Genomic DNA, 20,401 nt, shown 5'->3' on the forward strand with positions numbered 1-20,401 from the left:
AGCCTGCCAGGAAAATGCCTTGGGAGGTTTCAGTACCTTTACCACCCAGTCTACCACCGCTAAGCCAATGACAAATTCGAATAGGGATGTGAAAAATTTCACGACGCTAGTTATCCACTAATGGGGTTGACATAAAGGAAACGCAGAAACAAAAGCAGTAAGATAGCGCTATAGCTACAGGAATTAGCAATGAGGACGACCATAGCTCGATTTTCCCCACCCGATCCTCTCTGACCAGAGCGCCTCAAGGATAATGACTTTTCCTCGTCGGAAGCCGATGTGGAACCAGTTGCCTGATCTTCAGCTAGTTCTAAAAAGATTTTGAGTAACCTCAGCCCTGCCAGCTTAATAATAAAGGAAAGAAAGAAAATTGTGATCACACTCATAGCAATAAGAGTATAAAAATTGTCAGGCTTATCCTCTGAAAAGTGATCGAAAAAGATATAACTAATCATCTGGCCTTGAAATTCCGTAGGGAGTTGGTCGTGAAGGGCAAAAAAACAGCACCAACCTACAATAGTGGAAAGTAGATTAATCGATGCTGCTTGCTGCATGCTGGTTTTGCGGTTGAGTTTTAGCCCTCGTTGTAAGACTATCCCTTCCACCGCAATTACCACCAGCAGGAAGAGAGTTTGAAACACGACCGTCTTTAGGGGCCATACAGGTGCCATAATTTTAAGTTTGCTCCAACGTAAGAATTTGCATTAAAAACCCGTTTGAGCCACATTTTACCTGCACGATTCGGTGAAACTTGGTTTTGTTGACACTTTATGTTGACACCTTATGTTGACACTTTATAGTTGCTTATTTAGTGCCAACCGTCAACAGAAATGGAGCAACTAAACGGGAGCAGGTCTAATGTTCATTAAATTAGACTACCAGTAATTTTCGGATACTGGTAGTTAATTTGAATGAGGGGTGTTACCCCTAAGCCTCTTCGGGCGGGTTTCCTGTTAAACTCCTTAACCACAGGCTATACATTGAAGCACTACAAGGAACATCTGTAAAGATGCGATTGACCGTAGGCCACGCTACGCGATCCTCCTAGGTCGCCGCTAAGCGATCGCATTTTGTTACATATTTTGTTTTTTAGATACCTGTTTGACCTGCCGTCACCCTTCGCGAACATAATTTAGGGTTTAGGCTCTAGGGTTTAGGGTTCTGTTGAAACTTGGCTAGCTCTCTTAGGACGGAGGTGCTCAAGTGCCCCTGTTGTAGCTCATACCTAATACGATTAGCCTAATACCTATAATTTCTCGATTATTGCTCTATGGCTTTGCCGTCAGTGTCTGGTAGTTGACTCCTGGGGCAATGCTATGGTTGATGGGTGTACCCCACACCTGACAGACAAGCCAAAACTTTATCTTTACTGTATCTTTGCAGATCAACTCCCATCACCATAGCGCAAACCTATGACACGAAATCACTATGAACCTGAACTCAAACTGCGTTCTGAAAAAGGAGTAGACTACACTAAACTGCGAGACTTACTAGCAGCAGGCAAGTGGAAAGAAGCTGACCTAGAGACAGCCAGGGTACTCTTGGAAGCAGCAGGTCGAGAAGCTGAAAAATGGCTAGATATAGAGTCGCTCAAAACATTTCCCTGTGCTGACCTGCTGACCATTGACCAACTTTGGGTAAGATACAGCCAAGGACACTTTGGGCTTAGTGTTCAGCAGTCCATTTATCAAGAGGTGGCAGGAGACTGCGTCAGGCTAGGTGAACGCATCGGTTGGAGAGTGAGGGGAGATTGGATAGCCTATAGTAAAATCAAATGGAATCTAGATGCCCAGATGGGACACCTACCCGTCTGTATGGCATTCATCTGGAGTAATCATCGGTCTGTATCCGGTATCGTGTGGTTATCTCGGGTAGGGTGTGAGGCGTGGTATACTTCATTTATGCAAAGACTTGTAGAGTGTAGCATATAAGCGTTACAGCCCAAGGAAATAATTCTTTAAACAAAAATTTTAAACAAAAATATTTGCTACGAATTCTATAAACATTTTAGGGATTTCAAGGTTAGTTTGATAACTCAAAACTACCAGGTCTATTGTTTGGAGCGCGCTTTGTACAAACTAGGGATGATTTGTTAGTCTATGGGTTACTCCCCATGCCCTACTGCTGGTGCTGGAAGTCGATAAATCTTTTGGGTAGTTTACCATAAATAAACATAATTCTCTACAGCTATGAGATAGGCTGTATCTGGATAGACAACAATGCAGTATTGAAACTCTGCGCTCTTCCATAGGCGCAGATTCTTCGGAGGAGTTAACTAACAAATGTTAGCCATTGCTCGAAACAACCACATCAACCTCACCTTCCGTAAAACCAATAGGCTTGCAGTCCATCAGGCAGTGCCAATTACCGCTACTCTCTCACGGTGGTGGGGGTTGAGGTTACCTTTAAGTATGTGGTTTGTAAGTATGTGGTTTGTAAGTATGTGGTTTGATTCACTAGCCTTAAAGCCTTTGCTTGCAGGGGCTAAAACTAGACTACGTGGCTGTAGCCAATCAATCATTTCGATTGATTGTCTTTTCAGTGGAATTTCCCACCACTGGGAGTCCCAGCCAACCTTAAAGTTTTTTTTGTATAACTATTATTGTAGTACTTTGACAGCAGTTAAAATCGCCTCCTCGCGTTTCCTCCACCACATAAATGACCACATAAATAATAGTAGTTTCCACTCTCCCGTGAGGCTTTAGATGACCAGCGCTTATATCCTGATTGCCTCAATTTTGGTGTTGGGGGGGTTACTCGCTACCTTAGGCGATCGCATGGGTACACGAGTAGGAAAAGCACGGCTGAGTTTATTTAATCTACGTCCCCGTACTACTGCCACGGTAGTAACAATTATCACCGGTGGCTTAATTTCTGCCTCGACCTTGGGGATTTTGTTTGCCACCAGTGAGTCTCTACGAGATGGGATTTTTGAGCTTGATAATATCCTCAAAAAACTTAGAAGTGCTCGCCGGGAGGTCAGCCAATTAGAGGATGAGAAAGATCGAGTAGAGCAGAAGTTAGCCGAGGCCAAAGCAGAGCAAATAGAGGTTCAGAAGCGTCTGGATGAAACTAATCGAAATTTCCAACAGGCTCAAAATCAACTGAAAGACGTCTCTGCTCAGGTTGGGGTGCTGCGTACTGAAATTAAGTCACTCCTCAGGGAACGTCAGCTGCTAATCCAACAGCGGAATCAACTCAATGAACAAATTACCCAACTCCAGAGCCAAATCACTCAATTAAAAGAATTGGTGAAGAAACGGGATCAGGAAATGCTGGAGCGAGACCAAGCTATCCAAGAGCGAGACCAAGCTATCCAAGAGCGAGACCAAGCTATCCTCAAACAAGACCAAACGATCCAACAGCGGGATCAGGAGCTGGCTGAGAAAGACCAAGCTATAAAACAATTTGACCAGAAAATTGCTGAACGAGATCAAGTCATTGCTCAGCGTGAAACTTTCCTAAAAGAACTCGAACAAGAACTTAAAGAACTTGAACAAAAACTTAAACAAAAGGAGAGTCAACTTGCTAAACGTAATAAACAACTTGAATCACAAGAAAAACAACTGGCTTTTTTAAAACGGGAACTCGCAATTCTAGAACAGTACTATCAGAATTATCGAGTACTGCGTCAGGGAAATGTTGCTTTATTTCGTGGTCAGGTACTCACCTCTGGAGTAGTACGAATTGTCGATCCAACAGCCGTAAATCAAGCTGTTGATCAACTGTTGAGCCAAGCTAATAAGACAGCTGTAGACATTACCCGTGCTAGTAGCGGTAATTCCCAAGAGCCACTGGTGCAAATTACTCAAGCACAAGTAGATCAGTTAATCCAGCAGATTAAAGATGGTAGAGACTACGTGGTGCGAATTCTCTCAGCGGGTAACTACGTTGAGGGGGAAAAATCAATACAAGTATTTGCAGATGCAGCCCTCAATCAGGTTGTCTTTAAGGGGGGTGATGTCCTTGCTACCATCTCAACTAATCCCTCAACTATGACCAATGAGCAAATTCGGAAGCGGCTCGATCAGTTGTTGGCAGCCTCTGAGTTCCGTGCTCGTCGCGCTGGGATTTTGGGTGATATCCAAGTCGGAGATGGTCGGCTGACCACCCTAACCAACTTTATTGAGCAGCTGGAGCAGTATAGTCAACCCCTTAATGTCAAAGCTATTGCGCAAGAAACTGCCTACACAGCTGGTCCTTTAAAAATGCAGCTGGTAGCGAGCTACAATGGAGAAGATGTTTTTAAAACTATTGTTAACTAGCTAGGTTGTTAACGTAAGCATTCAGCGGTCAGCGCTCAGCGGTCAGCGCTCAGCCGTCAGCGGTCAGCCGTTGGCCACGCTACGGGAATGGCCAAGCTACTTGAGCTGCTTAAAATAAACCTCTTTTATTCAAAAGCTATTCAAAAACTGATAGCTGATTGCTAATAGCTGATTGCTGATTGCTGATTGCTGATTGCTGATTGCTGATTGCTGATAGCTGATAGCTGATAGCTGATAGCTGATTGCTGATTGCTGATTGCTGATAGCTGATAGCTGATAGCTGATAGCTGATAGCTGATTGCTGATTGCTGATAGCTGATAGCTGATAGCTGATAGCTGATAGCTGATTGCTGATAGCTGATAGCTGATAGCTGATAGCTGATTGCTGATTACTGATTACTGATTACTTACTTGTTAAGTAGCTAGCTCCTCCACAATTTGCCAATCGGGATTGTTATTAACTGCCTCTTGAAGTAGCTCAAACATTTGCCGACAATGGTTATTAACCTGTAGAGGTAACTCTTCATTTTTGACGACAAAATTTATGGGCACTTGTTGCTCAGTGGCTTTCGATTTGTCAATCAATACGTCCACTGTAACCAGCTTGGTAAAGGATATATTATCCGGACTCTCTCTTGCCATTATATAGTCATCACTCTCGTAGAGAATCTCAAAATGGCAGGATTTTAGAACCTCAATCAGTAACGGTAGAAGACGATCAAGGGAAATAGTGATTTTAATGGAACGAGTGTAGCGAGCCATATAGACTTGGGGCTTGCTGATAGCTAAATTTTTCTATCTTGACATTCCCCCGTGCGAGGGATTGCTCGCACGGGGGATTCTCGGTTCATCGACTCGCCATAAGCTGATAGGTTTATACCAACCAAGCACTTAGGGCAAATCTCCCGAAGGGTTTTAGGTCTTATTGACCCAGTTTTCCGCATTCCCTGCTGTAACTTGTTTCTCCGGCTGTTGATAGCTAACTAGTTGTTTGCTTCTAAGCCGACCTAGGTGACCAAATTGTTAGGCAAGGATTACGCAGTACCCTATCTCTGGCGATACTTTTTACTTTACTCTACGGAGGAAGGATTTGGGCAATAATTTATTGTTTTTTTAACTTATTTTTAAATAATTGGGCTCTTCGGTCCCTGTGGTGATAAGCTAAGCTTATTTATAGCGTTTATCGCAGTTATGAGGTACAGTATTCTTTGACGTTGATTCCCTGTCTTGATGTAGCGCATCGCTATTCCTTATTCCCTCTTCTCTCTTCTCAGATCCGCTGTTCCCAGATCCGCTGTTCCCTAAAATCCCGAAATTGTGTACCTCATAGCTATGATAATTGCTATAAACAAGCAAGCTAACAGCTTTTCCCTCAGATTATAAAAATTTCTAAACCCATAGCTTTGACGAATAATCAATTTCATCTTATTATTTAATACTGCCATTACTCCACTAGTTGTTTTATTGATCAAATAATGACAAATTTATGGTAAATTTTATTGGCCTTTGGCCACGCTACGCGAACAATAGTCTCAGCTACTTGACCTAAAATAATTAAACCGCCCTACACGCTCACGTTTCATCCCCCCTTGAAAAAGACGGGGTTTTCAAGGAAAGACCCAAGGGGTAAAGCGGGTGCATCTCATATTTGTAAAAAAGGAGGGGAGTGTGGGGCGGGGGCGCGGGAAGTGTGGGGCGGGGGCGCGGGAATTTTTGCCTAATTTCATGCATTGAGATACACCCGGGTAAAGCTTGCGCGAAGGTAAGATTTTTTATAATAATCGAATTTTAAAACATACGAGCTATGAATGTAGCAATCATTGGTTGTGGATACGTGGGTAGTGCTGTTGCTCACCTTTGGCATCAAGAGTTAGGGTTATCCACTACAGTAACCACTACTACCCCTGAGCGGGTCCGAGAACTAGAAACAATTGCTGACCGAGTGGTTGTGGTTAAAGGAAACGACCCTATTGGTCTCGAATCGGTAGTGAAAAACCAGGAGATTATTCTTCTGTCTGTGGGTGCTGCCAATGGCAAGGTCTATCAAGAAGCCTACTTAGACACAGCCCAAACCTTAGTTTCTGTGCTCAAAAACGCTCCTACGGTACGACAGCTAATTTACACGGGAAGCTATGCTGTGTACGGTGATCGACAGGGAGGCTGGGTAGACGAAACATCACCGATTGCTCCCGCGAGTCCAAATTATGAAATTCTGGCAGAAACTGAGCAGGTATTACTATCAGCATCCAATCCTAATCTGAAGGTTTGTATCCTGCGTCTGGGAGGAATTTATGGTCCGAAGCGGGAACTAGTCAAAATATTTGGTCGATTCGCAGGTACTACTCGTGAGGGTTCGGGTCAAGAAGTCACCAATTGGATTCATCTAGATGACATAGTGGGTGGGATAGAATTTGTCCGTTCTCACCAACTGCAAGGGATATATAATCTAGTAGATGATCAAATCCTGACTTATCAAGAATTGCTTGAAAAAGTATTTAAACAGCACAACTTACCCCCCGTATCCTGGGATTCATCCGTTACTAAAGCCCGACCTTACAATGCCCGAGTGTCAAATAAAAAGATAATTGATGCAGGTTACCAGTTTATTCATCCAGAAAAAATTTTCTAATCTGATTACTCGGTGGGTAAGCATTCAGCTATCAGCCATCAGCTTTCAGCTTGCATAGGTAAGCTTCGTTTAATCTCTGTACGGAAAGCTGTTAGCGTAGCGTGGGCCTATGGGCAATGGGCAATGGGCTTTTCCCCAAACTTTCAATTCTGTAAAATCTCGAACTATTAAATTCTCACGAAAGAGGTTTATTTTAAGCTCACGGCTGACAGCTGACGGCTGAATGCTTACCTCGGTGGGATTAGTTGACTGAAAACTAGCCTAAATATAAGTAACGAGGCGATTGGTGCATGAATCGCCTCTAGCCAAGATTCAACAAATACACTATCTAAAACAAGTGTGAATTTTTTGTGATATGTAGGATTTGGGATTTTAGGGAATCGGGAATTGGGAATCGGGAATCGGGAATTGGGAATCGGGAAAAAATCTTGTTTACTTTATTACTATGAGAACCGATAATTACCCTTAATAAAAATCTCCCCATCTCCCCGCGCCCAGCGCTATTAGCTGATCGGTGGTACCGTCAACCCCTTAAGGGCCACCCCTTCTGCTGATGGCGTTAATCCCTTACTTTGAATTAAAACCCCAAAGCCACCCAATCCGGTTGGATCGATCAACTGGTGTAACCGTTGGCGACGCTGCATAATCTTGATCACATCCTGTGCTGTTGCGTTCGCATTTCCCCCTTCTCTAGGCTCAGAAAGAGCAGCTATGCGATCGCCTAATCCCAATGCCATTAGAAACAACCCTTGCTTGGTCAAACCTACCTTACCCAAACCACATAACTCTCCTTGTTGCTCTAGGGCAGTAAAATCCACATGAGCCGTAATGTCTTGTTCGCCGATATAACTATAGGGGTTATTGTGGTGCCGGTGGCGATAATAACACTGTAATGTTCCCTGATCACGGGCTGGCAAATAATACTTTTGGGCTGGATAGCCATAATCAATCGTTAGGACAAATCCCTGGTTTAACCGTTTCGCAACAGTTTTAATCCAATCCAGTGCAGCGAGATTCACCTCACAGCGATAGCCCTCTGGATAGGAACCAGAGAACAAATCAATACCTACCAAATCAAAATACTCTCTCAGTTGGGGTGTAGAAGGGGTATCTAAAACTTCTACAAACTTAATGTCATCGTCATCCTGATCAACAGTTGCGATATAAATTTCTTTGAGATCTCCTGCTTGCAGCACAACTTGATGTACCGGTAATGCATCAACCAATTCGTTAGAGAAACAGCAACCAGTCAGGGAATTGTCTTGTATTTCTTCCCAAGAACACCACCGTACAGGTAACGAGGGCTGGTGATTGTCGAGTCTGGGTAGGTTTAGTTTCAACAACAGCTGCTTCTGTTGAGCAATCATTGCTGTTGCCTTTTCCACAATGATGTAATTTACCGCACCATAGCAATCTGGGTAGTGCTGGTGCAAGTAAACTAGAACATCTGCTGCTAGGAGGCCCTGTCCCGCTCCCACTTCCATCAGGGTAAAGGGATTAGGTTGTCCGAGGATATCCCACATTTGGGCAAACTGTTCAGCAAGTAATTCCCCGAAGTCTTTTCCTAAGTGAGGTGAGGTGAAAAAGTCTCCTGATGAACCAATGTTAACTGCACCAGAAGCGTAGTAACCTAGCTGTGGATGGTATAGTGCTAAGTCCATGTACTGGGCAAAGGTAATTCCCTGGTTAGGTGCTGTAGCAATGTGATTAGCAATTACCTTGGATAGAGGTTGAGTAGATGGAAGGTTTGAATTCAAGAAATTAGTCATTAGACTTCTTGCAGAAGGTAAGCATTCAGCAGTCAGCAGTCAGCAGTCAGCAGTCAGCAGTCAGCTTTGTGGCACAGGCTTTGGCCTTGGCCTTTTGGCCTTTTGGCCACGCTACGCGAACGGCCACGCGTGCGCGTTTGGCCACGCTGTGCGAACGACGCTGGGAGGTAACTCAGCATTATTCGAATGCTGACCTGTTGTCTTGATGCAAAGCGCGAGTGGGGGAAACCCCCGCAGGTCGGCGCTGCATCGCTTATTCAAAAGCTGTTCGCGTAGCGTGCGCGTAGCGCATTAGCACCTCAAGTAGCGTGCGCATAGGCTGATAGCTGATAGCTGATAGCTGATAGCTGATAGCTGATAGCTGATAGCTGATAGCTGATAGCTGATAGCTGATAGCTGATAGCTTACGTCAATTTTATTCTCCCTACTCCCTTTTCTATAGCTTACGTAGACACTTTTTTATTAGCCGTGAATACGCCATTGGGTTGAGTAATCACTGCTTGAGTCACAACCCCACCATTATCGGTAGTGAAGTTAATACTATATCCTGCTGGGGAATCCTTAAAATTAAATTCGGTTCCTTGGTAACGAACTAACTCTATCTCTGGCTGACCAGCTAATGACACAAATAGTTTATTATCTTTGATAAAGATAGTCATAGATTGACCAGAAATGTCATATTCACCCACAAATTTTTCCATAAAACTAGTGGTTAAAATGCTTTGGTCAGGGATTCGTTCAAATACAATATCCTTCACCTTCGGTTCTAGAGGTATGGACAGTCTCTGAATAATTCCTTTGGGGTCATTAAAGAATGATAATAGTTGAAAATTATCAGAACCCTCTGATAGTAATTCAAAACTATCATAGTGGTAGTGCTTTAGTTCCGCAACGATGGAATTATAAGTTGCCGTTAACTGCTGATCTTTGAGCGCAATGGAAACTATTCCGTATCCGGGATGCTCAAAATCTCCTGTGTAATCTTCTAGGGGATGTGATGGTTGAGTGCCAGTTTTAGGCTGTGGTTTGGTGTTCTGTTTGCCTTGTTCAGCCGCTTGTTTAGCTTCCTCAACCTTACTCTTCTGCCTTTCATTCCAAGGAACTTCGTCGAGACCAAGCAAGCGATCGCAAATGTGATAAGTTATAATATCTGGCAATGGGGTTCCTTGGAGATTGGTGAGAACTACCACACCAATTTTATCTTGAGGCATCAACGTTGTCAGGGCAGAAAATCCGTCAATACCACCCCCATGCTGGACGTGATTATGACCTCGGTAGGCAGTGAGAAACCATCCTAATCCATAAGAGTAATGCCAGAATTCCGGATACTCAAGGGATGACGGCTTCACGATTTGTGGTGTATACATCTCAGTCAGAATACCAGGGTTGATAATCTGCTTATCCTCATAGTTTCCCTGGTTTTGATGGAGTAGAAGCCACTTCGCCATATCAGTAACATTGGAATTAATAGAGCCAGCAGGACCAATAGTGTCGATATTGCGAAATGGGATGGCTTTAACTACGTCATCTTTCTCTCGATAAGGAAGGGAAAAATCCTCAGTCTCCTGGGATTTGACAACGGAAAAATTGCTGTCTGCCATCGACAAAGGATTAAAAATTTCCTGCTGAACAAATTCTTCCCAGCTGCTCTCGGCAATTTGACCGACTAAGTAGCCAGCGGTCATGTACATCAAATTTTGATACTGATAGACACTCCGCAATTCATGATTAGGTTCGAGATACTGTAAGCGCTCAACTATTTCTTTACGAGTGAAAGGACTGTTATACCACATGAAACCGTGACGGGGTAAGCCAGAACGATGAGTGACCAGGTCACGGAGAGTCATGTGTTCACTAGCATAGGCATCGTATAGTGTGAACGTGGGCAGATAATGTCTAACTGGTTTATCCCAATCTAATTTTCGTCGCTCAGCCAAGATGCCCATAGCCATTGTGGTAAAGGCTTTAGTGCAAGACCCAATGGCAAATAGGGTTTTAGAGGTTACTTTTAAGCCTTTTTCTACATCCCTAAAACCAAAGCCTTCACAAAAGATGATCTCGCTATCGTGAACAATAGCGACAGCCAGCCCTGGGACTTTCCACTCTTCCATTCTCTGGTTAATAAAATCACTAAGACCTTCCATTAGTTGCTCTCCATTCATGTGAATTTCAGAAGTTTCGACGTAAGCATTCAGCCGTCAGCCGTCAGCCGTCAGCCTTGGCCACGCTACGGGAATGGCTGAAAGCTGTTCGGTGTAGCGTGCGCGTAGCGCATAAGCTTACGTTTCGACGCCAGTTGCTCATCTGACTACCCACGCTTACCACACTTACCACGCTTACCATGCTTGCCACACTCCTGCCACACTTCCTATACTCTTCCTTGTCCTGTTTATTGATAATCACTTAATTTCCCCATGGCAAATTAAGTGAAGCGGGTCACCATTGGCGGTAAAATCAGATAAGATAGGTATATCTACTAGAGAAAAATTACTTATGGCTAGTGGTAAATCCCAGAATCATGCAACTCTGTCTTACCGCGAATTGCAAATCATCGAACATGTAGCGGCTGGTTTAACCAATCTCGAAATCGCCCAGGAGCTGGCAATCAGTAAGCGCACTGTTGATAATCATATCAGTAACATTTTGACCAAAACTTCCACTGATAACCGGGTGGGTTTGGTTCGTTGGGCCTTAAAGTGGGGCAAAGTTTGCTTGAATGATGTCAATTGCTGTCCTTTACCAGCCCCTGGTCAAACTCAGTGATACCACTGACTTATCCAGTCCCGGAGATTATTGAAATTACTGATAGTTTTCAGAGTCGGCTTGAAGCTAGGATTAGGCAATTTTGCTCAGGTTGCTTTGCTCAGGTTGCTTTGCTGAAGCCACCAAGCACCTCAGTGGCACTGGCAACCCCCCAGCTAAACACCAAGAAACCCATGATTATCTAAGTCCCACTGGCATAATTAGTTTAGTTGTCCAGAGTGACTTGTAGGCTTTTGGCTGACTGCTGATAACTCAAAGCTGACAACTCAAAGCTGACAACTCAAAGTTGACCGCTCAAAGTATATCTTAAGTATATCTTAAGATATTTTTAGCATCTTTAGCGATCGCAGGCAATCTTTCTCTAGGATGTCCCATACCTGTTTAGGGGTTAGGGTAGATATCTACGATATCTCGACCGCTATTCCTTTCGTTCCACCACTACTTTCAATCTAGCTGCCAATGCCCCGATCGCTCCCAGGGCGACTAACCAAGGAGCCAAGAAAATAGCAGTAAATCCTCCTAATACTCCAAAAGTTAGCGGAATCTCCAACAAAATTCGCTCCTGTTCATTTTTGACCATAATTCGGCGAATATTCCCCTGATTAATTAGGTCTTTAACTTTGTCAATCAGGTCATTACCACTAATACTGAATTCTTCGACACTGACCTTTGGCTGAACGTCTGCCTCTACAGAATTGGAGTGATTGTTAATTTGTTGATCAGTTGGTTCATTCATGGTAAGCTGCTTAGGCACCGGTATGGTAGTTATGGTGATTATTTTTCTACATTAGCTCAAAATAATTGTTAATGTTGAGCCCAAATGCTATAGGACTGGTGGTAGGGGATTTTGGGTTTTATAATAAATAGTCGAGATGTTCGTTCTATAAATTGTGTGACACCGCTGTGACTAAAACACCCCTACCCCTTAGTATCGGCGACGATAGGGACCAACCGACCCAACAACCGGACGCTTTGGGACGTTTTGGGAAATTTGGTGGCAAGTATGTCCCAGAAACCCTGATGCCTGCTCTAAGTGAACTAGAGCAGTCTTTTGATCAATACCGTAATGACCCGGATTTCCAACAGGAACTACAACAACTGCTGCGAGACTATGTAGGACGTCCTAGTCCTCTCTATTTTGCTGAACGTCTGAGTAACTACTATACCAAATCTGATGGTAGTGGACCACGGATTTATCTAAAACGGGAAGATTTAAATCACACTGGTGCTCACAAAATAAATAATGCTCTGGCTCAGGTATTGCTAGCCAAGCGCATGGGTAAGCGGCGCATCATTGCTGAAACGGGAGCGGGTCAGCATGGTGTGGCTACCGCAACAGTATGTGCTCGATTTGGTCTCGAATGCGTCATTTATATGGGCGTTCAGGACATGGAACGGCAATCCCTGAATGTATTTCGGATGCGGCTACTGGGAGCAACGGTGCAACCGGTATCCGCTGGAACCGGTACTCTCAAGGATGCGACCTCGGAAGCGATTCGAGACTGGGTGACAAATGTCGAAACCACTCACTATATCCTTGGGTCAGTGGCAGGTCCTCATCCTTACCCAAAAATGGTACGGGATTTCCATGCTGTGATTGGCCAGGAAACTCGCGCTCAATGTTTGGAAAAGTGGGGCGGTTTGCCGGATATATTGTTAGCTTGTGTGGGAGGTGGCTCCAATGCCATGGGCCTGTTCCATGAGTTTGTTAATGAACCCACTGTGCGGTTGATTGGCGTGGAAGCAGCAGGCGCTGGTGTGGATTCTGCTAAACATGCGGCTACCCTCACTCTTGGACGACCAGGAGTGTTGCACGGGGCAATGAGTTATTTGCTCCAAGATCAGGATGGTCAGGTGCTCGAAGCTCACTCGATTAGTGCTGGATTGGACTATCCTGGTGTCGGTCCAGAGCATAGCTATTTGAAAGATAGTAGTCGGGCAGAGTATTATAGTGTTACAGACAAAGAAGCGGTGGCTGCGTTTCAACGGTTGTCTGAGCTGGAGGGAATTATACCGGCACTGGAAACATCTCATGCGATCGCATATCTCGAAACTCTGTGTCCCCAACTCAGTGGTAATCCCCAGATTGTGATTAACTGTTCCGGTCGGGGTGATAAGGATGTGCAAACTGTTGCTAAATTTATGTCAGCTCAGACGTCGAAAGATTAAAAAAATAAAAAATAAGTAGGACATGTGGACTGTCAAGGGTAAATTGTAAACTACGATACAGTAATTCCCAGAAATTAGAAATTCCCAGAAATTAGAGCCCAGGGTTTAGCCAGCCTGCTCATGCCAAAAGCATTGCTCAAGATTAGTTTGGGAATGCTTATCTTTACTGTGGAATTAACTCAAGTTTTGATCAAGGGTCCTTAACTCTAGTAACCACTGTGATTTAGTTGCTAGTTATGGTGCTATAACATCGCTTTAAAGCGATAACTAACACTACCGCTAGTGGTTAGTATCAGTGGTGACTGTCATCTTCACGAATAACTGTGCCTTTTCCGTTCTCCTGATGGGAACAGAAACGGTACCCCATAGGAGCATCGAATAAACCAAATCCTGGGAATTATCCCTAACAATACTATCGCATCAAACACTATCCCATCCAACAAACTTCTAGAACCTACAACCTATAACCTTTGAACCAATGACCAACACAACTGTAATTGAAGAATTGAAGGATTTTCAAGTTTGCGATCGCGATTTACCCGAATCTATATGCCAAGAGTATCTAAGGGCAGATTCCCTCGCCGTGGATACCGAAACCATGGGACTGATTTACCAACGCGATCGCTTATGTCTTGTACAGCTGTGTGATCCACTAGGACGAGTCACCTTTGTCCGCATTGACAAAGGACAAACAGAAGCACCCCGATTAAAACAGTTGTTAGAAGCGACTAATGTGCTCAAAGTATTTCACTTTGCTCGGTTTGATGTCGCTATGCTCAGGCAAAATCTCGGTATTGAAGTCAATCCTGTATTCTGCACCAAGATTGCTAGTAAGTTAGCCCGCACTTATACTAGTAGCCATGGTCTCAAAGAATTGGTCAAAGAGCTAGAACGGATAGATTTGGATAAAAGTGCTCAGAGTTCTGACTGGGGTAATGTCGCTAACCTGTCCGATGAGCAGTTGGAATACGCTGCTAATGATGTGCGCTACTTGTTGAATGTGCGGCAAAAACTGATCAATATGCTGCAACGGGAAGACCGTTGGGAATTAGCTCAACAGTGCTTTGAGGCGTTACCGACTATGGTATCTCTCGATTTGTTGCACTATCGAGATGTATTTGAACATTGAAGAATCAGAGACTGGTAAGTAAAGTTTAACAAACAGTTTCCAAGCTCCAAAATCCAACTTAAACTAGTAGAGGAGGGGTGTTACCCATAGCCCCTCCAGGAGATACCAGTGAAACGTATGTTTAGTTGGAAACGTGCCCAAATCCCCTTGTGTTTGGGTGCTTTTTTGATATCAGTACTGATTAGCCTATTAACCATAGCACCTAGTCAAGCACAATCTCAGGCATCTAAAACCTTGCCACCATTGAAGATTACCCAAGGATGGCACTATCTCTGGGGTGATGTTTCTATGAATAACCTCCGTCATGCCAAGCTTTGTACTAAGGTCGAGATTGCCAAGGGCGAGCCTTGCTGGAAAGAATTTACGTTTCCAAAAAGATTATGGAAGTCACCGGCAGATCAACAGCAAAACAATGTTTGGTTAAAGGTTAAGTTACCAGACGGTAAATGGCAATCTCCCACTCTTTATCTCGGAGCAGTTCCGAATATACTAGAAGCTTATTTAGATCAGGAACTGATTTATACCCGATTATCCCCTAACTCATTGCCTCCAGCTAATGGTGACGGGTATCAATGGCCAATTGTTCCTATTGATTCAAATTTTTATGGAAAATCATTGTTCATTAATGTTTACGTAGGGACTGAGCAGTCTATTTATATCGGATTTTTCGACCGGATAGTTATTGGTTCTAAATTTAACGTAATTCGGTGTTTATTCAAAGACGAAATCAGCACCGTTTTAGGATGTATTTTTATTTTAATTGGGCTGTGGTTTAGTTTAACCTGTTTATTCCGGTCTCAAGACAAACGATTGATTCTAGCCTTTGCATTATTAGCTATAGCTGGAGGCATTTACAACCTTAGCCAATCAACCATTATTCCCTTATTATTTAAGGATTCACTGAATTGGGAGCATATTCGATATACGGCTTTTTGTTTTCTTCCTATTCTCACTCTTATTGGTTTTGAAGAAATATTTGGCTCAGGCTACTTTTCCATCATCCAGCGGTTATGGCAAATTCACCTAATTTATTCGGTCATTTCTTTAGGATTAATTGTTATCTACAAAAGTTCCTGGTTGTATGAGATATCTATTGATCACTACTTGCTCCTGGGTAGTACAATAATTTTATTGCTCCATGCGATTCCTATAGCTATCACTCAGAAAAACTATTATGCTAAACTATTTAGTTTCGGATTATCTATCCTGGCTATAGGAGGAATGCATGATATTTTAGTTTATCGCTTTGAACCGGAAAATTGGTATCAACGATTGTATCCTTGGGGAATGTTGCTGTTTATCCTATCCTTAGCATTAATTTTAGAACGACGATTTGCTGAAACCAGGCAACTGCTACAGGAGTATAACCAGAAGCTAGAAACTAAGAATGCTGCTCTTCAGGAAATGGATCAGCTCAAAAATGAATTCTTAGCCAATACATCCCATGAACTTAAAACACCTCTGAATGGCATTATCGGCATTGCTGAATCCCTGATTGATGGAGCAACAGGTAAGTTATCCCAGTCAACAGCATCTAATCTTTCTCTGATTGTCTCTAGTGGCAAACGGTTAACTCAGCTTGTTAACGATTTACTGGATTTTTCTGCCCTCAAGCATAAACAAATCAACCTGAGAATTAAGCCAGTGGGGATGCGAGAAATAACAGAAGTTGTTTTATTGCTATCCCGTCCCCTTGTGGTTAATAAAAACCTACAACTGATTAATCAAGTTTCCTCATCGATTCCCCCAGTCGATGCTGATGAAAACAGACTCCAACAGATTCTCTATAATTTAGTGGGTAATGCCATTAAATTTACTGAATGTGGTACGATTAAAGTGTCAGCAGAGGTGGTAAATTCTTATCTAAAAATTACCGTTTCTGATACAGGTATTGGTATACCACCTGATAAATTAGACCGAATTTTTGAAGCTTTTGAACAAGGGGATGGCTCCATTAATAGGAAATATGGAGGAGTGGGGTTAGGTTTAGCGGTTACTAAAAAACTGGTGCAGCTCCACGGCGGAGATATTGATGTGGAGTCTACCCCAAACCTTGGCTCACAGTTTAGTTTCACCCTACCGATATCAACAGGTAAAGTAGAGAGGAAACAGCAAGAGGAAGTTTCCCAGGTTCAGAATTATTTGGCGATGGCAAATGACTCTGAACCCCTGATATCTGATCACCTGATGTCTAATCACCTGATATCTGATCACCTGATATCTGATCACCTGATATCTGATCAGAACCTATCATCACCAACCGTCGAAGCATTTAACATCTTGATTGTAGATGATGAACCAGTAAATCTTCAGGTTTTGGTCAACCATCTTTCTCTGCACAACTATAATATTATTCAAGCAGTTAATGGCCTAGATGCATTCACAAAAATTTGCCAAGGATGCAGACCAGACTTGATTTTACTGGATATTATGATGCCGAAAATGACCGGCTATGAGTTCTGCAAAAAAATCCGTGATAAATTTCTACCGAATGAACTACCCGTAGTATTGTTAACTGCTAAAAATCAGATCTCAGATTTGGTAGCAGGATTTGCAGCAGGAGCGAATGATTATTTAACTAAGCCCATATCCAAGAATGAATTGCTAGCAAGAATTAAGACCCATCTTCAGTTAGCCAAAATTAATGTAGCTTATGGACGCTTTGTGCCTCGGGAGTTTCTGCAATTTTTAGAAAGGGAAAGTATTCTTGATGTCCAATTAGGGGACTATGTCCAAAAAGAGATGACGGTACTTTTTTCGGATATTCGCTCCTTTACTAGTTTATCAGAGAGGATGTCACCGCAAGACAATTTTAATTTTATCAATGACTATTTAAGTCGAGTCAGTCCAGTGATTCGTAATTATAACGGCTTCATTGATAAATATATTGGTGATGCGGTGATGGCGTTGTTTCCCGAAAAGGCTGATCATGCCCTAAAGGCAGCCATTGAGATGCAAAAGCAAGTTTATAGTTATAACTCCCATCGGAACAATAGTGGTTATGAACCGATTGCGATTGGTATTGGTTTGCACAAGGGGAGTTTAATTTTAGGTACAGTGGGGGAATCTGAACGGATGGATACAACCGTGATTGCTGATACTGTAAATTTGGCCTCCCGTTTGGAAAGTTTAACCAAGATTTATGGAGCAGAGATTTTGATTAGTAAACCCACCTTGACTGATCTGGATAATCGAGACAGTTATCATTATCGGCGTCTAGGGCGAGTCAATGTGAAGGGTAAAAGTCAACCAGTGGAAATCTTTGAAGTGTATGATGCTAATCCTGAGGATTTGATTGCTTTCAAGTCCGACACGACTCCTCGGTTTGAGGAAGCAGTTTCCTATTATGTAGAAGAAGACTTTGCTCAGGCGCAACAGATTTTTGAGGAACTTTTACAGAGTAATCACCAAGACCGGGTGGTTGAACTTTATATTGAACGGTGTGCTAAAGCCCGGGAGTATGGGGTTTCGGAATTGGATATTGTGATTACTTGAATTGGTTATTAAGGGAATAGGGAATAGGGAGTCGGGAGTCGGGAGTCGGGAGTCGGGAGTCGGGAGTCGGGAGTCGGGAGTCGGGAGTCGGGAGTCGGGGGAGAGATGTAGGGTGGGCAGTGCATCAGACAGGAACTTCCAGGACAACTATTCCCTGGTAAATCTCGGCAGATACTAGCAAAAGCTATAAGTGTATCCATCTTTTCGGTATATTGCCGATATATCTTGAGGTTTGCAACTTTTGTAGCCCTTGGTTCCTAACGGGGTAAATCCAAAGCTTCCTTTGCTTCTAGGGGTGACTTTACCTATTCCTAGTTTTTGATGCTTGGCTATGTCCCCAGTAACCCAGCCTTTGATTGGTTTTAATGGATTGTGTCTGATGGGGTAACCGTATTTGTTAAGTGCTGCTTTCTGTCTCCCTCCGGGTCCCTTGCAAGTGACTAACAGCGGCTGAGAGGTTCTCAACACTAAGGTCTCAATATCCCCAACACAAGCGGCATCAATCCAGTGCTGCTTAGGTAGTTCTAATCTAGTCCGGTTGTATTTGGTTTGCGCTCCCGTTCCGGTGACCACAACCTTGATTAATTGAAGTACCTTAACTAACTTGTTCCGAGTTGCATTTACTGCTGTTGCATCTTTTAATGGCTGCTTAGCTTTAGATTTGATTTTTTGCAGTAGACTTGGCTTCTTTTTTAAGAAGTCTTCTATAGGCTTGTTACCTTTGCGTTGATTACACTTTTCACAAGCCAAACAAAGATTACTTACGCGTTCGCGTAGCGTCGGCAAAGCCGAATCGCTTCCACCAAGTGACCTTGGGTGAATGTGTTCGATTTGCAATGGAACGGATTGCTTACCACAGTAAGTGCATTCTCTTCCCCATTTTTCAAGTAAGTACTCTCTAACCTCATATCCGGCTAACTCTCCTTGCTGGTACTGAATGCCACTGATTTCAGGATTTTGCATTTTTTGGGTGTCAAACTTAACCCTTTCGACCCAAATCTCATTGACTGGGCAGAATTTAATCAATCGTTTTACCCAAGTCTGAATAGTCAAAATTCTGTGTTCTAGACTAGGTGGAAGCCATCCCTCTGGACGCTTACGGTTAAGGAATATGGGTTTCCTGTAGCGGGTGTTGCGGTTACGTCTCCCACGCCTTACAGCGCCTCTAGACTCTAGTTTTTTCTTAATTAATCCTCCTCTGTGCTCTAATTCCATTCCCCAAATAACTTGGTTGTTTTGGACTAGGGCAAATCCAGTTACCTTACTACCAGGGTCAATCTTTATTTGACAAGGTGAGATGCTTGGATTATTGTTCGCGCAGCGTCGGCTTTGCCGAATCGCAGTCTTTAAGATGATTGTGAACGGGTACATCCTAAAAACGGCAGCCTTACCTTTGTTTAATAACCGGCGAGCTTTCTTTGGTGGAATAGGGTTTAATGGTTGCTTGTTTGTGTCAATAACGAATACGTAATTCTGCATGATTAGTGCAACTCAATTCGGTAATGTGTTCCGGACTTCGTCCCGCTACGCGAACGACAATGTTGAAATGGCTTGTTAGGCTAATCACACATTTTGCCTTTGTCTTAATGATTAGCGACAGAGCCAAGAGCTGGAGTTCACTCTTGGGTGTCATAACCAAACCAACGTAGAAAACTAAGTCTGCATCCTAGCTGGCGATTTCCAGGAGTTACCGGGAATTGCCTAGGCTTTGACTAGGAGATTGATGTGCTTACCATCGGGTTGCTAGGCACTGCCCACCAAGGATTAATCACTGTTAATAACCGATACTTTTTAGCTACCAAAACCTACCAAAGGCAAATTCTGGCTCGCCAATGCCAGATGCAATAGCATCCAGGGGGTATCTCCGCGCTTCTCTGACGGAATATCCCGCGAGCGCCATAAAAATGTCAAAAAAGTCTAACACCGGGATAGAGAGCGCAACTACTAAACCCTTGGTTTTCGGCTTTAATTTAAGTTACATAATAATCCCTGTCGGTGTTACCGTAATTTAAGTTTAACAAATAATCAGAGTTTTTGGTAGACTCTGCGACATTTTCTCTAGCTGTTTACTAACCTTCAACTTACTAACCTTAAACCTTCAACTTACTAACCTTGGCCAAAAGGCCACGCGATCGCTGAAAGCGGGACGCGCGTCCATCGCGTTCAACTTTCAACCTCATAA

Annotated in this window: 17 protein-coding genes and 1 pseudogene; 8 read left to right on the plus strand and 10 right to left on the minus strand. The window is 43.3% G+C overall.

The features are described 5' to 3' along the window. Window positions 1-110: 110 nt before the first annotated feature. Window positions 111-671: a filament integrity protein FraC gene (gene fraC, locus F6K38_RS09260; protein ID WP_008187702.1), complete on the minus strand. Its 561-nt coding sequence runs from the start codon at window positions 669-671 to the stop codon at window positions 111-113. 741 nt (window positions 672-1,412) lie between these two features. On the opposite strand from fraC, the gene F6K38_RS09265 reads away from it, so the two are divergent. Together F6K38_RS09265 and F6K38_RS09270 are read left to right on the plus strand one after the other, a co-directional pair. Next, entirely contained in the window at window positions 1,413-1,931 is a 519-nt protein-coding gene (locus F6K38_RS09265; RefSeq protein WP_287264851.1) for a GUN4 domain-containing protein, read from the plus strand. 774 nt (window positions 1,932-2,705) lie between these two features. Further along, window positions 2,706-4,265 (plus strand): DUF3084 family protein, encoded by a 1,560-nt coding sequence (locus F6K38_RS09270; RefSeq protein ID WP_008187700.1) that lies wholly within the window; start codon window positions 2,706-2,708, stop codon window positions 4,263-4,265. A 414-nt stretch (window positions 4,266-4,679) separates the two neighbouring features. Here the strand turns inward: F6K38_RS09270 and F6K38_RS09275 are convergent, their stop codons facing one another. Both F6K38_RS09275 and F6K38_RS09280 read right to left on the minus strand, forming a co-directional pair. Beyond that, window positions 4,680-5,027 carry a hypothetical protein gene (locus tag F6K38_RS09275; protein WP_008187699.1) on the minus strand — a complete coding sequence of 116 codons (348 nt, stop codon included), beginning with the start codon at window positions 5,025-5,027 and terminating at the stop codon, window positions 4,680-4,682. A gap of 539 nt (window positions 5,028-5,566) precedes the next feature. Beyond that, window positions 5,567-5,749 (minus strand): annotated as a pseudogene (locus tag F6K38_RS09280) (transposase); the annotation flags it as partial. Between the two features lie 320 nt (window positions 5,750-6,069). Between F6K38_RS09280 and F6K38_RS09285 the strand changes: the two are divergent. Next, window positions 6,070-6,894, plus strand: coding sequence for an SDR family oxidoreductase (locus tag F6K38_RS09285; RefSeq protein ID WP_008187698.1), 825 nt, complete (start codon window positions 6,070-6,072; stop codon window positions 6,892-6,894). Window positions 6,895-7,222: 328 nt separating this feature from the next. Here the strand turns inward: F6K38_RS09285 and F6K38_RS09290 are convergent, their stop codons facing one another. Both F6K38_RS09290 and F6K38_RS09295 read right to left on the minus strand, forming a co-directional pair. Then, the gene (locus tag F6K38_RS09290; protein ID WP_287248553.1) at window positions 7,223-7,378 is read right to left on the minus strand and encodes a hypothetical protein; all 156 of its coding nucleotides are present in this window, start codon (window positions 7,376-7,378) and stop codon (window positions 7,223-7,225) included. A 19-nt stretch (window positions 7,379-7,397) separates the two neighbouring features. Continuing rightward, the gene (locus tag F6K38_RS09295) at window positions 7,398-8,663 is read right to left on the minus strand and encodes a class I SAM-dependent methyltransferase (RefSeq protein ID WP_008187696.1); all 1,266 of its coding nucleotides are present in this window, start codon (window positions 8,661-8,663) and stop codon (window positions 7,398-7,400) included. Window positions 8,664-8,671: 8 nt separating this feature from the next. Between F6K38_RS09295 and F6K38_RS09300 the strand changes: the two genes are divergently transcribed. After that, window positions 8,672-8,869 (plus strand): hypothetical protein, encoded by a 198-nt coding sequence (locus F6K38_RS09300; protein WP_131827042.1) that lies wholly within the window; start codon window positions 8,672-8,674, stop codon window positions 8,867-8,869. 237 nt (window positions 8,870-9,106) lie between these two features. Here the strand turns inward: F6K38_RS09300 and F6K38_RS09305 are convergent, their stop codons facing one another. Both F6K38_RS09305 and F6K38_RS09310 read right to left on the minus strand, forming a co-directional pair. After that, window positions 9,107-10,807, minus strand: a complete 1,701-nt coding sequence (locus F6K38_RS09305; protein ID WP_287356499.1) for a serine hydrolase — start codon at window positions 10,805-10,807, stop codon at window positions 9,107-9,109. Window positions 10,808-10,868: 61 nt separating this feature from the next. Then, window positions 10,869-11,066: a hypothetical protein gene (locus F6K38_RS09310; protein WP_131827044.1), complete on the minus strand. Its 198-nt coding sequence runs from the start codon at window positions 11,064-11,066 to the stop codon at window positions 10,869-10,871. 90 nt (window positions 11,067-11,156) lie between these two features. On the opposite strand from F6K38_RS09310, the gene pedR reads away from it, so the two are divergent. Then, window positions 11,157-11,426, plus strand: a complete 270-nt coding sequence (gene pedR, locus F6K38_RS09315) for a photosynthetic electron transport-dependent transcriptional regulator PedR (protein ID WP_008187694.1) — start codon at window positions 11,157-11,159, stop codon at window positions 11,424-11,426. 418 nt (window positions 11,427-11,844) lie between these two features. Here pedR and F6K38_RS09320 read toward each other — a convergent pair whose 3' ends face one another. Beyond that, window positions 11,845-12,162, minus strand: a complete 318-nt coding sequence (locus F6K38_RS09320; protein ID WP_008187692.1) for a DUF4342 domain-containing protein — start codon at window positions 12,160-12,162, stop codon at window positions 11,845-11,847. 167 nt (window positions 12,163-12,329) lie between these two features. Here F6K38_RS09320 and trpB point away from each other — a divergent pair, with 167 nt between their 5' ends. From trpB to F6K38_RS09335, 3 genes are all read left to right on the plus strand, one after another. Continuing rightward, a complete protein-coding gene (gene trpB, locus F6K38_RS09325; protein ID WP_287356501.1) occupies window positions 12,330-13,595 on the plus strand; it encodes a tryptophan synthase subunit beta in 1,266 nt (421 codons plus the stop codon). Window positions 13,596-14,073: 478 nt separating this feature from the next. Next, window positions 14,074-14,724, plus strand: coding sequence for a ribonuclease H-like domain-containing protein (locus tag F6K38_RS09330; RefSeq protein ID WP_287248510.1), 651 nt, complete (start codon window positions 14,074-14,076; stop codon window positions 14,722-14,724). Window positions 14,725-14,841: 117 nt separating this feature from the next. Further along, window positions 14,842-18,219, plus strand: a complete 3,378-nt coding sequence (locus F6K38_RS09335; RefSeq protein WP_287310694.1) for an ATP-binding protein — start codon at window positions 14,842-14,844, stop codon at window positions 18,217-18,219. A gap of 8 nt (window positions 18,220-18,227) precedes the next feature. Here F6K38_RS09335 and F6K38_RS09340 read toward each other — a convergent pair whose 3' ends face one another. Both F6K38_RS09340 and iscB read right to left on the minus strand, forming a co-directional pair. Beyond that, window positions 18,228-18,419, minus strand: coding sequence for a hypothetical protein (locus F6K38_RS09340; protein ID WP_287248508.1), 192 nt, complete (start codon window positions 18,417-18,419; stop codon window positions 18,228-18,230). Then, window positions 18,394-19,698 (minus strand): RNA-guided endonuclease IscB, encoded by a 1,305-nt coding sequence (gene iscB / locus F6K38_RS09345; protein ID WP_287356503.1) that lies wholly within the window; start codon window positions 19,696-19,698, stop codon window positions 18,394-18,396. The genes F6K38_RS09340 and iscB overlap by 26 nt, the downstream gene beginning before the upstream one ends. Between the last annotated feature and the right edge of the window lie 703 nt (window positions 19,699-20,401).

The sequence above is a fragment of the Moorena sp. SIO3B2 genome (assembly GCF_010692525.1).
Classification (GTDB): Bacteria; Cyanobacteriota; Cyanobacteriia; order Cyanobacteriales; family Coleofasciculaceae; genus Moorena; species Moorena producens.

Excerpts from the sequence above, each read along its gene's own strand:
- iscB (WP_287356503.1), bottom strand. The coding sequence starts at position 19,698 with ATGCAGAATTACGTATTCGTTATTGACACAAACAAGCAACCATTAAAC.
- F6K38_RS09320 (WP_008187692.1), bottom strand. The coding sequence starts at position 12,162 with ATGAATGAACCAACTGATCAACAAATTAACAATCACTCCAATTCTGTA.
- F6K38_RS09270 (WP_008187700.1), top strand. The coding sequence starts at position 2,706 with ATGACCAGCGCTTATATCCTGATTGCCTCAATTTTGGTGTTGGGGGGG.
- F6K38_RS09305 (WP_287356499.1), bottom strand. The coding sequence starts at position 10,807 with ATGGAAGGTCTTAGTGATTTTATTAACCAGAGAATGGAAGAGTGGAAA.
- F6K38_RS09340 (WP_287248508.1), bottom strand. The coding sequence starts at position 18,419 with ATGGATACACTTATAGCTTTTGCTAGTATCTGCCGAGATTTACCAGGG.
- F6K38_RS09335 (WP_287310694.1), top strand. The coding sequence starts at position 14,842 with ATGTTTAGTTGGAAACGTGCCCAAATCCCCTTGTGTTTGGGTGCTTTT.
- F6K38_RS09265 (WP_287264851.1), top strand. The coding sequence starts at position 1,413 with ATGACACGAAATCACTATGAACCTGAACTCAAACTGCGTTCTGAAAAA.
- F6K38_RS09285 (WP_008187698.1), top strand. The coding sequence starts at position 6,070 with ATGAATGTAGCAATCATTGGTTGTGGATACGTGGGTAGTGCTGTTGCT.
- F6K38_RS09290 (WP_287248553.1), bottom strand. The coding sequence starts at position 7,378 with ATGGGGAGATTTTTATTAAGGGTAATTATCGGTTCTCATAGTAATAAA.
- F6K38_RS09275 (WP_008187699.1), bottom strand. The coding sequence starts at position 5,027 with ATGGCTCGCTACACTCGTTCCATTAAAATCACTATTTCCCTTGATCGT.
- F6K38_RS09330 (WP_287248510.1), top strand. The coding sequence starts at position 14,074 with ATGACCAACACAACTGTAATTGAAGAATTGAAGGATTTTCAAGTTTGC.
- pedR (WP_008187694.1), top strand. The coding sequence starts at position 11,157 with ATGGCTAGTGGTAAATCCCAGAATCATGCAACTCTGTCTTACCGCGAA.
- F6K38_RS09295 (WP_008187696.1), bottom strand. The coding sequence starts at position 8,663 with ATGACTAATTTCTTGAATTCAAACCTTCCATCTACTCAACCTCTATCC.
- fraC (WP_008187702.1), bottom strand. The coding sequence starts at position 671 with ATGGCACCTGTATGGCCCCTAAAGACGGTCGTGTTTCAAACTCTCTTC.